The 12,956-nt window shown below is 73.7% G+C and carries 17 protein-coding genes; 14 read left to right on the forward strand and 3 right to left on the reverse strand.

The window, feature by feature from the left end; genetic code table 11:
* The first annotated feature begins 34 nt into the window (after positions 1–34).
* From GA0070558_RS13325 to GA0070558_RS13345, 5 genes are all read left to right on the forward strand, one after another.
* Entirely contained in the window at positions 35–667 is a 633-nt protein-coding gene (locus GA0070558_RS13325; protein ID WP_077936223.1) for an FtsB family cell division protein, read from the forward strand.
* A 70-nt stretch (positions 668–737) separates the two neighbouring features.
* Entirely contained in the window at positions 738–1,295 is a 558-nt protein-coding gene (locus tag GA0070558_RS13330) for a DUF501 domain-containing protein (protein WP_091279352.1), read from the forward strand.
* A gap of 1 nt (position 1,296) precedes the next feature.
* Positions 1,297–1,803: an amino-acid N-acetyltransferase gene (locus GA0070558_RS13335; RefSeq protein ID WP_091279214.1), complete on the forward strand. Its 507-nt coding sequence runs from the start codon at positions 1,297–1,299 to the stop codon at positions 1,801–1,803.
* A 30-nt stretch (positions 1,804–1,833) separates the two neighbouring features.
* Positions 1,834–3,219 carry a hypothetical protein gene (locus GA0070558_RS13340; RefSeq protein WP_091279217.1) on the forward strand — a complete coding sequence of 462 codons (1,386 nt, stop codon included), beginning with the start codon at positions 1,834–1,836 and terminating at the stop codon, positions 3,217–3,219.
* Between the two features lie 22 nt (positions 3,220–3,241).
* Positions 3,242–4,171 (forward strand): Ppx/GppA phosphatase family protein, encoded by a 930-nt coding sequence (locus tag GA0070558_RS13345; RefSeq protein ID WP_091279221.1) that lies wholly within the window; start codon positions 3,242–3,244, stop codon positions 4,169–4,171.
* A gap of 49 nt (positions 4,172–4,220) precedes the next feature.
* On the opposite strand, the gene GA0070558_RS13350 is transcribed toward GA0070558_RS13345, so the two are convergent.
* Both GA0070558_RS13350 and GA0070558_RS13355 read right to left on the reverse strand, forming a co-directional pair.
* Positions 4,221–5,996, reverse strand: a complete 1,776-nt coding sequence (locus GA0070558_RS13350) for a DUF1996 domain-containing protein (RefSeq protein ID WP_091279224.1) — start codon at positions 5,994–5,996, stop codon at positions 4,221–4,223.
* 147 nt (positions 5,997–6,143) lie between these two features.
* On the reverse strand, positions 6,144–6,332 hold the full coding sequence (locus GA0070558_RS13355; RefSeq protein WP_091279227.1) for a hypothetical protein: 189 nt from the start codon (positions 6,330–6,332) through the stop codon (positions 6,144–6,146).
* Positions 6,333–6,399: 67 nt separating this feature from the next.
* On the opposite strand from GA0070558_RS13355, the gene GA0070558_RS13360 reads away from it, so the two are divergent.
* Positions 6,400–6,702, forward strand: a complete 303-nt coding sequence (locus GA0070558_RS13360; RefSeq protein WP_091279231.1) for a hypothetical protein — start codon at positions 6,400–6,402, stop codon at positions 6,700–6,702.
* Positions 6,703–6,799: 97 nt separating this feature from the next.
* On the opposite strand, the gene GA0070558_RS13365 is transcribed toward GA0070558_RS13360, so the two are convergent.
* Positions 6,800–7,237 carry a MarR family winged helix-turn-helix transcriptional regulator gene (locus GA0070558_RS13365; RefSeq protein WP_091279234.1) on the reverse strand — a complete coding sequence of 146 codons (438 nt, stop codon included), beginning with the start codon at positions 7,235–7,237 and terminating at the stop codon, positions 6,800–6,802.
* Positions 7,238–7,303: 66 nt separating this feature from the next.
* On the opposite strand from GA0070558_RS13365, the gene GA0070558_RS13370 reads away from it, so the two are divergent.
* From GA0070558_RS13370 to GA0070558_RS13405, 8 genes are all read left to right on the forward strand, one after another.
* A complete protein-coding gene (locus GA0070558_RS13370; protein ID WP_091279236.1) occupies positions 7,304–8,248 on the forward strand; it encodes an NAD-dependent epimerase/dehydratase family protein in 945 nt (314 codons plus the stop codon).
* 163 nt (positions 8,249–8,411) lie between these two features.
* Positions 8,412–8,615, forward strand: a complete 204-nt coding sequence (locus tag GA0070558_RS13375) for a ribbon-helix-helix domain-containing protein (RefSeq protein ID WP_091279239.1) — start codon at positions 8,412–8,414, stop codon at positions 8,613–8,615.
* Positions 8,612–8,989, forward strand: a complete 378-nt coding sequence (locus GA0070558_RS13380) for a type II toxin-antitoxin system death-on-curing family toxin (RefSeq protein ID WP_091279241.1) — start codon at positions 8,612–8,614, stop codon at positions 8,987–8,989. Before GA0070558_RS13375 ends, GA0070558_RS13380 begins: the two co-directional genes overlap by 4 nt.
* Before the next feature lie 167 nt (positions 8,990–9,156).
* The gene (locus GA0070558_RS13385) at positions 9,157–9,489 is read left to right on the forward strand and encodes a PadR family transcriptional regulator (RefSeq protein WP_036374274.1); all 333 of its coding nucleotides are present in this window, start codon (positions 9,157–9,159) and stop codon (positions 9,487–9,489) included.
* Positions 9,486–10,535 carry an HAAS signaling domain-containing protein gene (locus tag GA0070558_RS13390; RefSeq protein ID WP_091279244.1) on the forward strand — a complete coding sequence of 350 codons (1,050 nt, stop codon included), beginning with the start codon at positions 9,486–9,488 and terminating at the stop codon, positions 10,533–10,535. The genes GA0070558_RS13385 and GA0070558_RS13390 overlap by 4 nt, the downstream gene beginning before the upstream one ends.
* A gap of 162 nt (positions 10,536–10,697) precedes the next feature.
* Positions 10,698–11,387 (forward strand): LppU/SCO3897 family protein, encoded by a 690-nt coding sequence (locus tag GA0070558_RS34305; RefSeq protein ID WP_256091915.1) that lies wholly within the window; start codon positions 10,698–10,700, stop codon positions 11,385–11,387.
* 143 nt (positions 11,388–11,530) lie between these two features.
* Positions 11,531–12,217 (forward strand): dienelactone hydrolase family protein, encoded by a 687-nt coding sequence (locus GA0070558_RS13400; RefSeq protein ID WP_091279247.1) that lies wholly within the window; start codon positions 11,531–11,533, stop codon positions 12,215–12,217.
* A gap of 19 nt (positions 12,218–12,236) precedes the next feature.
* Entirely contained in the window at positions 12,237–12,950 is a 714-nt protein-coding gene (locus tag GA0070558_RS13405; protein WP_091279250.1) for a uracil-DNA glycosylase, read from the forward strand.
* Positions 12,951–12,956 lie beyond the last annotated feature (6 nt).

Genomic DNA, 12,956 nt, shown 5'->3' on the forward strand with positions numbered 1-12,956 from the left:
GACACCCAGTGGGCCTCGGGGGAGGGGTGTGACGATGCAGCAGCGCCGCACACCGGGTGGCCAGCGTCCCGTCCGCCGGCCGGGTCAGTCCGGCCGGCCGGGCGGGGCCCGCGCCCGGGCGTCGGTCCGCGACGGCGTCCGCGTGGAGGCACGCGCCGCCGGCCGGTCACCCGGCTCGGCACGCGCCACCGAGTCGGTACGCTCCGCGAACCGTCCCGCCGCCGCGCGGCGCACCGCCGCCGGTGGCACGGTCAAGCGGCTCTCCGCACCCCACCCCCGACGCTTCACCGGCCGGGCCACCGTGCTGTTCGCGGTGCTCATCGCGCTCGCCCTCGCGTACACCTATCCGGTCCGGGTCTATCTGGACCAGCAGGCGGACATCGAGCGGATGGAGGCGGCCCAGGCCGCCCAGCGGCAGCTCATCGCCGAGCGCGCCGCCGAGGCGGCCAAGTGGCGCGACGACGAGTACATCCGCATCCAGGCCCGGGAGCGGTTCTACATGGTCTACCCGGGCGAGGTCCCGGTGATCGTGCTCAACGACCCGGCGGGCGCGGCCCGGGACGCGGGCGGCGGGAAGGCCCCCGCCCGGCCGGAGACCCCCGATCCCTGGTACGACACCCTGTGGTCGAGCGTGCGGGCCGCGAACGCCGACCGCCCCGGCCAGTGAGCGCGCCACTTCCCGCACGCAGACGTTCCCGCACGCAGACGCTCCCGCGCACCGACGAAAGATGGGCACCGTGACTGTCGTACCCCCGCCCGACCCGGCGGCGGACTCCGTACCCCCGCCGAAGCGGGAGCCGGCCACCGAGGCCGACCTGGCGGCGGTGGCCGCCCAGCTCGGGCGCACGCCGCGCGGCACCCGGGCGGTGGCCCACCGCTGCCCCTGCGGCCTGCCCGACGTGGTGGAGACGACCCCGCGCCTGGCCGACGGCACGCCCTTCCCGACGTTGTTCTACCTGACCTGCCCCCGGGCGACGGCCGCGTGCAGCCGGCTGGAGTCGGCCGGGGTGATGAGGGAGATGGCCGAGCGGCTGGCCGCCGACCCGGAGCTGGCCGCCCGCTACCGGGCGGCGCACGAGGACTACCTGGCCCGCCGCGAGGCGATCGGGCACGTGCCGGAGATCGACGGCGTGTCGGCCGGCGGCATGCCCGGCCGGGTCAAGTGCCTGCACGTGCACCTCGGCCACGCGCTCGGCGCGGGCCCGGGGGTCAACCCGTTCGGCGACGAGACCCTCGCGCTGGTGGAGAAGTGGTGGGCGGCCGGGCCGTGCGTGGACGTCCCGGCGGCGGGGTGAGATGACCACCGACACGGTTCTCGTCCGCCGCGCCCGCACCTCCGACGTGCGCGGCATCCGGCGGCTCGTCGACACCTACACCGACGACCGGCGGCTGCTCAGCAAGGCCACGGTCACCCTCTACGAGGACGTGCAGGAGTTCCGGGTCGCGGCCGACGCCGGCACCGTCGTTGGCTGCGGCGCGCTGCACGTGATGTGGGAGGACCTGGCCGAGATCCGCACGGTGGCCGTCGACCCGGCGTACCGGGGGCGGCGGATCGGGCACCGCATCGTCGGCGAGCTGATCGACGCGGCCCGGGAGATCGGGGTGGCCCGCATCTTCGTGTTGACCTTCGAGACCCGGTTCTTCGCCTCGTTCGGCTTCCGCGAGATCGACGGCGCACCGGTGCCGCAGCCGGTGTACGAGCAGCTCCTGCGCTCGTACGACGAGGGTGTCGCCGAGTTCCTGGACCTGGAACGGGTCAAGCCCAACACCCTCGGCAACACCCGCATGCTGCTGCGCCTCTGATCTCTTGATCACGTGGGGCACGCTGGCGGGATGGGGATCGTCCGTCGCGTGTGCGCGGTGCTGCTGACCGCCGCCGCCCTCCTCGGGGTCGCCCGCCTCGTCGTCCCGGCCACCGCCGGCCCGGACGGCGAGCCGCCCGGGGTGGCCCGGCAGCTCGCCTTCCTGCGCGCCGCCCTCGACGACGGCGCGGGCGAGGACGCCCAGGCGCTGTTCCCGGAGGGCTGGTTCTTCGCCCACGCCCTGTACGGGCTGGCCCGCGTCGAGCTGGGCCTGCGCAAGCCGGCGGGGCGGCGGGCCGGCGAGCTGCGGGAGGCCCGCTTGGCGCTGGCCCGGCTGGAGTCGCCCGCCGGCACCGCCCCGTTCGATCCCGGCCTCACCCCCGCGTACGGGATCTTCTGGCAGGGCTGGACGAACTGGCTGCGCGGCGGCATCCTCGCCCTGCAACCGGCCGACCGGCGGGACCCGGCGGAGGTGGCCCGGTTCGTCGAGGCGTCCGCCGCGATCGGGGCGGCGTTCGACGCGTCCGGCACGCCGTACCTGGCCGCGTACCCGGGGCAGGCGTGGCCGGTCGACTCGACCGTGGCGGTGGCCTCGCTGCGGCTGCACGACGCGCTGCTGCCCTCCGGCGCGCTGCCGCCCGATCCGTTGCGGCCCGGCTCGCCGTCGCCCGGCACGCCGTCCACCGAGGTCCCGCCCGGCGCCCCGCCGCCGCCGCGGTTCGCCGGCACCGTGGCCCGCTGGCTGGACGGCGTGCGGCAGCGCCTCGACCCGCGCACCGGCCTGCTGCCGCACCGGGTCGACCCGGTGACCGGGGCGCCGGCCGAGGTGGCCCGCGCCACCTCCCAGAGCGTCATCCAACGGTTCCTGGTGGACGTCGACCCGGCGTTCGCCCGCGCGCAGTACCTGGCCTTCCGGGACCGGTTCGTGGCGTCCCCGCTGGGGCTCGGCCCGGCCGTGCGCGAATACCCGGACGGCCTGGCCGGGCCGGCCGACGTGGACTCCGGGCCGCTGGTGCTCGGGGTGAGCCTGTCGGCGACCGTGGTCACCCTCGGCGCGGCCCAGTCCCAGGGCGACGCGGCGCTGGCCGGCGCGCTGGCCAACTACGGCGACCTCGTCGGCCTGCCCGTCGACACCCCGACCACCCGCCGGTACGCGTTCGGCGTCCTGCCGGTCGGCGACGCGTTCCTCGCCTGGTCGAAGACCGCCCGCCCCTGGGTGGCCGACCAACCGGACCCGCCCCCGGCCACCGTGCGCTGGTGGTGGCGGCTGCCCCTGCTGGCGGCGCTGCTGCTGGTCGGCGCGCTCGGCTGGCTGCCCGAGCTGTTCCGCCGCTCCCGCCACGGCTCTCTCCCGGGGCGGCCCGCCGGTGACCCCCGTCGTCCCGTCGCTGCGGGCGCGGCGGGGCCGCTGCCGTAGGGTTGCTGCCGTGACGACGCGTGTGGCCGCCATCGACTGCGGGACGAACTCGATCCGACTGCTGGTCGCCGACCTGCCCGACCCGTCCGCCGGGCCGGACGCGCCGCTGGTCGACCTGAGCCGCCGGATGGAGATCGTCCGCCTCGGTCAGGGCGTCGACAAGACGGGCCGGCTCGCCCCCGAGGCGATCGAGCGGACCCGGGTGGCCCTGGCCTCGTACGCCGCCGAGATCGACACGCTCGGCGTCGACCGGGTGCGGATGTGCGCCACCTCGGCGTCCCGGGACGCCTCCAACGCCGGGGACTTCCGGGCGATGGTGGAGCGCACCCTCGGCGTCGCGCCCGAGGTGGTCACCGGCGACGAGGAGGCCCGGCTCTCCTTCACCGGCGCGGTGCGCGGCCTGCCCGCCGACGCCCTGGAGCCGTACCTGGTCATCGACATCGGCGGCGGGTCCACCGAGTTCGTGGTCGGCACCCGGGCCGGCGGCGTCGAGGCCGCGATCTCGATGGACGTCGGCTGCGTCCGGATGACCGAGCGGCACCTGCTCGGCGACCCGCCCGGCCTCGACCAGATCGCCGCCGCGCAGGCCGACATCACCGTCGCGGTGGACCGCGCGCTGGAGGCCGTGCCGGGCCGGCAGGCCGCCACCCTGGTCGGGCTCGCCGGGTCGGTCACCACCGTCGTGGCCATCGCCGAGGGCCTCACGGAGTACGAGCCGGAGCGCATCCACCACGCCCGGGTGTCGTACGGCGCGGTGGCGGAGGTGACCGCCGACCTGCTGGCGAAGACCCGCGAGCAGCGGCTGGCGATCCCGGTGATGCACCCGGGCCGGGCCGACGTGATCGGCGCGGGGGCCCTGGTGCTGCGCACGATCATGGAGCGGGCGGGCATGTCGACGGTGGTGGCGAGCGAGCACGACATCCTCGACGGCATCGCCTGGAGCCTGCAGTAACGGGCCGGCGGGCCGGGCTGACGCCCGGCCCGCTCGGGCGGTCATCCGGTCAGGAGCACCGACGCCCCTCGTTCAGGCAGGCCGCGATCCGGCGCATCTGCTTCTCGGAGTTGACGTTGACGAAGTCGTTGTGGTCCGAGAACGGGTTGTGGTTCTCCTCGGGGAACGAGTCCAGCGCGTACTGGCCCCGGAGCTGCACGGCGCGCGGGATGTCGTAGGAGATGCTGATCCGCAGCTGCGGGATCGCCACGAAGCCCTGCGGGCAGGCCCCGGTCGTCGGGTCGGCGAAGGCCAGGTGGGCGCGGTGGTTCTCGCTGTCGGTGTTCCGGCCGTCCCAGCAGCCGGGGAAGTCCTGCACCCGCATGACCTGGCTGCCGTCGGGGCAGATCGGGTAGCGGTCGGACAGCCGGTCGGCGAAGCCCGAGCAGGTCCAGGTGGCGCGGGCGTTGGCCGGGCCCCGGCTGGTGGGCTTGGCGTCGCCGGTCAGCGCCCGCAGGAACCTCGGCATCGCCGTGACCTTCGCGCCCGGGTTGCCCCGGTACTCGATCAGCACCTTCGACGGCTGCACGATCCGGCCGGTGTTGTTCGGCAGCTCCAGGTTGGGCCCCTGCGGCTCCGGCAGCGGCTTCTCCCCGGCGTTGTTGTTGCCGTTGCCGTTCCCGCCGTTGTTCCCGTTGCCGTTGTTGTTGCCGCCGGGCTGGCCGCCCACGGGGCGTTCGTCGAGCGTGCAGGGGGCGAGCGCCTCAAGCCCCTGCGGCCGGGGCGCGGTGCGGCCGATCGCGATGGCGATCCGGTCGAGGGTGGCGACGCGCTTGGACTGCAACGGTCCGACGATCGCGTTCAGCGCGAAGTTCGGGCCGCCCTGACCCTTCGTGGTGACCAGCCGTTCGTTCGCCTCCGCGAGCTGCTGGTCGAGCAGGTCGAGGTTGCGGTTGACCTCGTCGAGGGCCGACGCCGGCACCCCGGGCAGCTTGTCGCGGACGCTCGGGCACCGCACGCCGGGGCTGGCGCCGCTGGCCGTTACCGGTGCCGCGCTGTGCGTGGCGTGCAGGCCGTCGTAGCTGACCTCGCAGTCCACGAGCGACACCAGGCCACGGGGACGGCTGCCGGCCCCGCTCATCGTCCGGGAGATCCGCTTGATCGTCTCGGCCCGTTCGGCGCGCAGGGCGCCGATCACGGACTGGTTGAGGCGCTGGTCGATCCGGCCCCGGCTGGCGGCCAGCCGGGCGTTGGCCGACGCGAGTTGCCGGTCGAGGGCGGCCAGGTCCCGCCGTACGCTGTCGCGGGCGGACGCGGGCACCGCCGGCAGCCGGTCGGCGACCCGGGGGCAGGAGACCGTCGGTTGCACCGCGCCCAGCGCCTGCGTGCCCAGGTTGGCCCGCACCGCCTTGTCGATCCGCACGACCGGCCAGAAGTACGACGAGCGGTCCCCGTTGCGGCAGGTGGTCCCGGACGCGGCCAGCACCGCGTCGGGGGTGTTGGCGTCGATCGCCAGGTTGCCGACGAAGTCGTGCAGGTGTTCCGCCCCGTTGCGGATCCCGGGCTGGGCGACGGGATTGTCCGGGCTGAACTTGCCGTTGCGGTTGGTCCCGCAGTCCACGGTGAAGACGCCCTTGGACGCGTTCGGGCCCAGCCGCGGTGTCGGCACGTTGACGGCGACCCGCTCGATGGGGACGAAGTCGTTGAGGTTGGCCTCCGCCGAGGCGCTGCCCCGGCCGCCGCCGGAGACGAACGTGACCGTGAGCGCGCCGACCGCCCCGACGGCCGCCACCACCGCCACCACCCGGCTGCCCCGGACCCGTCTCCGCTTTCCGCTGCCCGCCATCGGGTTCCTCCGTCGTGCCGGGCACTTCGCCGTGAAGTGCCGTCCGCCCGGGGGTACGGCCCTACCGGCTCCTCACGATCGACCCGGCCGCGACGCGTAATCGACAGGTAAGAAAGGCGCGCAGGATCGCGCTCGATCCGGGGTCGTTCAGTCCGACGCGAGCTCGGGCCGGTGCTGCTTGATCCACGCCTGCACGTCGGCCTTCAACCACACCTTGCCCTGCATCAGGTCCGCCACTGGTTCGGGGAAGTTCCGGTGGCTGGTGATCACGTAGACCCGCTGCTTGCTGATGCCGCCCAGCATGATCCGGATCTCATGCGCGCCCACCAGCTCCATGAAACGGACGGTAGAGAGGTGACCCGGCTCCTTGACCCGGGTCAACGAGTCGGTCACTGTATTGGGTATGTCGACTTCCAGTCGCTCGCCCGTGCACGACCGGCAGGGGCGGGCCGTCCGGCCGCACACGGCGATGCGTCCGCTCTGGCTGTGCCGGGTGTGTGCCGCGCCCTGGCCCTGCCAGCCGGCCCGGCTGCTGCTGCTCATGGAATACCGCCGCGACCGGGTCGGGCTGTCGGTCTACCTGGCGGGGCAGTTGTTCGAGGCGACCGGCGACCTGGTCCGGCTCAACCCGAACCCGGCCCCCACACCGCAGGAGTTGTTCGAGCGCTTCATGGCCTGGACGGCCGAGGCCCGGGGCGTCGTGTGACGGCACTTCGACCCCTGCTGCCGAATCCGGTGCGGGCGACGAGGGCGTAATGCGGGTCGCGGGGGTGGAAGGTCGGTTTGCCCGCCGCCGCGTTGCCTCAGTGTTCCAGCAGGTCCCGAAGTGTGCGGCGAAGCTGATCGGCCGCACCGGGGCTGACGGGCGCGAGGAGTGCGTTCTCGGCGTCCTGGTATGCGGCCTCTGCGGCGTCGAAGGTTCGCCGGCCCTGATCGGTGAGCTCGACGATGTTGCGGCGTCGGTCGGTCGGGTCCGGTCGTCGTACGACGATGCCCTTGCGTTCGAGGTCGTCGAGTACCGCGACCATCGTCGTGCGGTCGACGCTGAGCTTCTGTGCCACCTGTAGTTGCGACGCTGGTTCGCCGTGGGCCAGCACGCGCAGCGTCCCGAAGTCCTTGCTGTCGATCCCGAGGTGCTCCAGGGCCGCGTCCGTCAGCGCGGTGAGCCGCAGGTGCGCGTGCTTGAGGAGATAGCCGAGGAGGTCGCGCGGATCCGCGGCGGCGCTGTTGTCGGTGGACACCGTCCCATGTTACGGCTAGTCTGAACGTCAGTAATACTGACGATCAGAGAAACGACCGGAGTTGTCATGATCCTTGTTACCGGAGGCGCCGGCTTCATCGGCTCCCACACCGTCCGCGCCCTCGCCGAAGCCGGCCAGGAGTGCGTCCTGCTGCAGCGCCGGGCTCCCGTGGTGCCCGCCCCGCTCGCCGACCTGCCCGTGCACGCCGTGCAGGCCGATGTCGCCGACCTCGACGCCCTGCTCGCAGTCGGCAAGCAGCACCCGATCACCGGAATCGTGCACCTCGCCGTCACCCTGCCGTGGTCGGACGACGACGCCGACCCGATCGACGCGTCGGCGCGGTCGCTGGAGGGATACCTCAACATCGTTCGCGCCGCGCAGGCTTGGGGCGTGAACCGCATCGTGGCCGCGAGCACCATCGGCGTCTACGGCTTCGCGAAGGCGGGCGCGCTCGCCGAGGACATGCCGCTGCCGATGGGCCACGTCCACGCCATCCCCACGTTCAAGAAGATCTTCGAGCTGCTCGCCGGCCACCTGTCGGACGCAACCGGAGTCCAGATCGTCAACGCCCGGATCTCCGGCACCTGGGGGCCCGGAGGGCACCTGCCCGACCCGTTCTTCGCCGCGCCGACACTCGCCCACGCCGCAGCTCGCCGCAGCGAGCCCGACCTCTCCGGGCTCATCGCGCCCCCGCACGCCGAGGACGCGCTCGACCTGCTCTATGTCAGGGACACCGGCCGCGCGCTCGCGCTCCTGCAGCTCACCGACGGGCTGCGGCACGCGACCTACAACGTGGCCTCCGGTCACGCCACCAGCAACGCCGAGGTCATCGCCGCGCTGCGGTCCGTCGAGCCCAGCTTCCGGTGCGAGCTTCCCTCGGCCGGCGACCGCCCGCAGACCTGGCTCGACATCTCCCGGTTGCGCGAGGACACCGGGTTCGAACCCCGGTACGACACCGCCACCGCCGCCGCCGACTACATCGCCTGGCTGCGCGCCGGGAACACCCGGTAACCCCTGCCACGCGGGCGGCGCACGGTCGGACAGTCCGCGCGCCGGCCCGCTTCTCAGGGGCTGCCCGACATCGCCGCGCCGGCATCGACTCCCGCCGCCTTGCGTAGACCCGTACCCGCGCAGCTGACGCTTTCGTGCTGGCCGCAGCCGGTATGATTCTCATATGGTCACTACGGTCAATCTGCCGGACGCATTGCACGAGCGACTCAAGCAACTCGCCGACCAGGAGCACCGCTCGATGAACGCCACGATCGTCGTGGCGGTCGAGGAGTATGTCACGGCGCACAGCCGTCGTGCCCGCGTCCGGGACCTCGCCCGGGAGGTCGCCGATCGCGACGCCGAGCTGCTTCGCCGGCTCGCTGAGTGATCGTCTATCTCGACGTTGACGACCTGATGGAGATCGCCTCGGTCGTGCTCGGTGACGTGCCGCAGGTTCGTGACCCGGGTCTGCTCTTCTCGGCGGTCGTCCGGCCGGCCACCGTGGTGTTCGGTCAGGAGGCGTATCCCGAGCTGTGGGGCAAGGCCGCCGCGCTGCTGCACTCGATCTGCATGAACCACGCGCTCATCGACGGCAACAAGCGCCTCGCCTGGGCCGCCGCCCGGGTCTTCCTCGCTCTCAACGATGTGCCGGTGCGAGACGTTGACGTCGATCAGGCCGAGTCGCTGGTCATGGCGGTCGCCAGCGGGGCGATGACGGAGGTTCCGGACGTCGCCCGCGAGTTGCGCAAGCTCTACGTCTGACTGAGTCCGGCGAGAGTGGCGGCGCAGCGCGCGACAACATCCTGGCCGGAGACCTTGCCGCCGGCCCGTTCGAGAGTAATTGGTAAACCCGGCTGGCCGGGTTCGGGTCGGCGACCGCCCGTTGTGCCGTTTGACGGTACTTCGCAGTGCGCAGTAGTGTGCGATGCGTGGATACCACGCAGCTCCTGAAAGGCGTGCTGGATCTCGCGGTCCTCGCCGTGCTCCGGGAGGAGGACGGCTACGGCTACGACATCCTGCGCCGCCTCCGCGAGGCCGGCCTGGACGAGGTCGGCGACGCCTCCGTCTACGGCACGCTGCGGCGACTCTTCGCCGCCGGCCTGCTGACCACGTACGTCGTGCCGAGCGAGTCCGGCCCGCACCGCAAGTACTACTCGCTCAACGCCGCCGGCCGGGACCAGCTGACCCGCTCCGGCAAGCTCTGGCGCTCGTTCGCCACCACCATGGACACTCTGCTCGACGATCGGGGGATGGCAGCGTGACTGTCACGGAGCAGGAGATCGCGGACTACGTGACCCGGGTCCGGGCCGCCCTGGCGGACCTGCCGCCCCAGGTCCGCGACGAGTTGACCGAGGACCTTCCGGAGCACCTCGCCGAGGTCGCCGCCGAGGGGGACGGGTCGCTGGTCGACCGGCTGGGCGCGCCCGAGGCGTACGCCATGGAACTGCGCACGGCGGCCGGCGCGGGGGGTCCGGCCGCCGCGCGCAACCTGGACCAGCGGGCGGCCGCCGCCGTGGCCCAGGTCCGCGCCCGGCTGCGCGCGGCCGACGTCCGGGTCGGCCCGATCCTCGGGTACGCCTCGGCGAGCGAGTACCTGCGTCTGCTCCGCCCCGCCTGGTGGGTGCTGCGTGGCTACCTGGCGGCCATGCTGATCACCGTCGTCACGACGGGTGTGCCGTTCGGGCTGCTGCCCAGGCTGGGCGGGAGCACGCTCGCGGCGCTGCTGCTGCTCGGTGTCTGCGTGGTCGCCTCGGTGTGGCTGGGCAGGCGCACCGCCGCGCTGAACCGCTGGCCCCGGATCGCCCTGTGGGCCGGCACGGCGATCCTGGCCGTCTTCGCGTTCGTCGGCTTCGTCGACGCGGACGACCGGCTGGGCTGGAACGAGTCCGGCTACGAGTCCACCTCGGTGGATGCGCCGTACGTCGGCGACGTCTTCGTCTACGACAGCGAGGGCCGTCTCGTCGAGAACGCCCGGCTGTTCGACCAGAACGGCAACCCGATCCGGATCGGCTACCCGGAGTGCGAGCGCGCGGGGCTGCCGGAGTCGGGCCCGGCTCTGCCCGTCTACCCGTACTGCCCGGAGAACGCCCCGTTCCAGGCCGGACCGGTCGGGGCGCGCCCGGCACCCGCCGCGCCGCCCATCAACCCGCCGCTGACCACGACGCCGACCGACGGCGCTGCGCCCGCGCCGGTGGCCCCGACGCCGACCGGTGACGGGACGACGGCACCGCCCGCCCCGACGCCGACCGGCGAGGCCACGCTCGGGCCGCTGCCGACCGCCACGCCCACCTCGACGCCCTCCCGCTGACCGCCCGCCAACGCGTTAGGAAGGGGCCCTTCCTATACAGAAAGCGTTAACAGGGTGCCCTTCCTTACAAATGGCTGAACGGACGAGTCGTGCGGGACCACGTTCTCCGATCTTGGTCGCTACGGTGTCGTCTGCTCGTCCATCCCCTCGGAAGGAACTCCCGTGCCAGAGCCGGTCGCCCCGCACCCCGCCGCGCCGCCCGAGGACGCGCCGCGCCCCGCCGACCCGCCTGCGGCCCGGGACCCCGAGCGGTCCGAGCCCGAGCAGCCCGAGTCCGAGCAGCCCGAGTCCGAGCAGCCCGAGTCCGAGCAGGCCGGGAACGGGCCGGCGGCGGCCGAGGCCGCGCAGGTCAAGGGTGAGACCGGGCAGGGCGGGAGCGGAGCTGAGCAGGGCTCGGGCGCGGTGGCGGAGCAGCAGGACGGTCCGGGCGAGGACGGGGGCGGGCCGTCGGAGCCGAGGCGGTCCGTGGCCCGCAAGGTGGTCGGCGTGGTCGCCGCGCTGCTCGCCGTCGGGGTGGTGGCGGCGCTGAAGTTCGGCCTCGGCGGTGCCGTGGCCGCCGCCCTGGACGAGGACGCGACCGCGAAGGCGAAGGCCGGCGACTGCCTCGCCGAGCTGCCGGACGTGGCCGAGGGCGAGCGCAAGGACGCCCGCGGCGCGGAGGTGGTGGCCTGCACGTCGACGGAGGCGGTGTACACGGTGGTCGGTCGTCTCGACGGGCAGACCGAGGCGCAGGCGCGCACGGGCGAGGCGTGCGAGCCGTTCCTCCAGCCCGGGCAGGCGGGTTACTTCTTCTACAACATCAAGCCGGGCAGCACCGGCTACCTGCTCTGCCTCACCCGCAAGGCGGCCTGACCCGGGAGTCACCGGCAGCGAAACAGGAGGTGAACGCCACTGCTCGGGCGTCTTCCGGCGGCGGTCGCGGCGTGGCAGGCTCACGGCACGTAGGAACACCCTGCGACCAGCCAACGATGACTGACCGCGAGGAGGACGGGCCGATGGGCGAGATGGTGAGCTTCGCCAGCAACGGGGGGATGAGCGAGGGGTATCTCGCGATACCCTCCGGCGGTGCGGCCAACCCGGCGGTCATCGTCATCCAGGAGTGGTGGGGTCTCGTGCCCCACATCCGGTCGGTGGCGGACCGCTTCGCCGAGGCCGGTTTCGTGGCGCTCGCCCCGGACTTCTACCACGGCGAGTCGACCGGCGAGCCGGACGAGGCCCGGCGGCTGCTGATGGGCCTGCAGATGGACGAGGCGGCGAAGGACATCGCCGGCGCGGCGGAATACCTGGCGGGGCGGCCCGAGGTGGCGGGCAAGGTCGGCTGCGTCGGCTTCTGCGCGGGCGGCAGCCTGGCCCTGTGGTCGGCGACGCTGTCGGAGCGGATCGTCGCCACGGCCGGCTTCTATCCGATGCTGCCGTGGGAGAAGATGCGCCCCGAGTGGGCCGACTACGCGGGCAAGTCGGCGATCATCCACTGCTCCGAGGAGGACGGCACCTCGGCCGCGCCGGGCGTGCAGACGGCCCGTGCCGCGATCGAGGCGGCCGGCGGCACCTGCACCCTCTACGACTACCCGGGCAGCCGGCACGCGTTCTTCAACGACGACCGGCCGGAGGCGTTCGACCAGCGGGCCTCGGCCAGTGCCTGGGCCCGCACCCTCGAACTGTTCCGGGCGAAGCTTGGCTGAGGCCCGTACCCCCGACGAGGTGGTCGCCCGCGCCGCGCGGGCGACCGACCTGGTCGACCTCGACGGCGCGGTCAGCGACTGCTTCGCCTGCCCGCGCCTCGTCGCCTGGCGGGAGGAGGTCGCCCGCACGAGGCGGGCGGCCTTCCGCGACCAGACCTACTGGGGGCGGCCGGTGCCCGGCTTCGGCACCGCCGACGCCCGGATCGGCATCCTCGGCCTGGCCCCCGCCGCGCACGGCGGCAACCGCACCGGGCGCATCTTCACGGGCGACCGCTCCGGCGACGTGCTCTTCGCCGCCCTGCACCGCGCCGGCCTGGCCAACCAGCCGACGAGCGTCGCCGCCGACGACGGCCTCGCGCTGCGCGACACCCGGATCTTCGCCGCCGTGCGCTGCGCGCCGCCGGACAACAAGCCGACCCCGGTGGAGCGGGACACCTGCGCGCCGTGGCTGCACCGGGAGGTCGCGTTGACCCGACCCACCCTGCGCGTCGTGGTCGCGCTGGGCGCGTTCGCGTGGGCCGCGTGGTGGCCGGCGCTCCGCGAGGTGTACGGCGTGCGCCCGCCCAGCCCGCGACCGGCGTTCGGCCATGGGGCACACTGGTCCGGCACGGCCGCACCGGCGCTGCTGGGGTGTTACCACGTCAGCCAGCAGAACACGTTCACCGGGCGGCTGACACCGGGGATGCTGGACGACGTGTTCGCCCGGGCGAAGCAACTGGCCGGAGTGGACTGACGGGCG

Origin of the sequence: Micromonospora haikouensis (assembly GCF_900091595.1) — a bacterium.
Lineage (GTDB): Bacteria > Actinomycetota > Actinomycetes > Mycobacteriales > Micromonosporaceae > Micromonospora > Micromonospora haikouensis.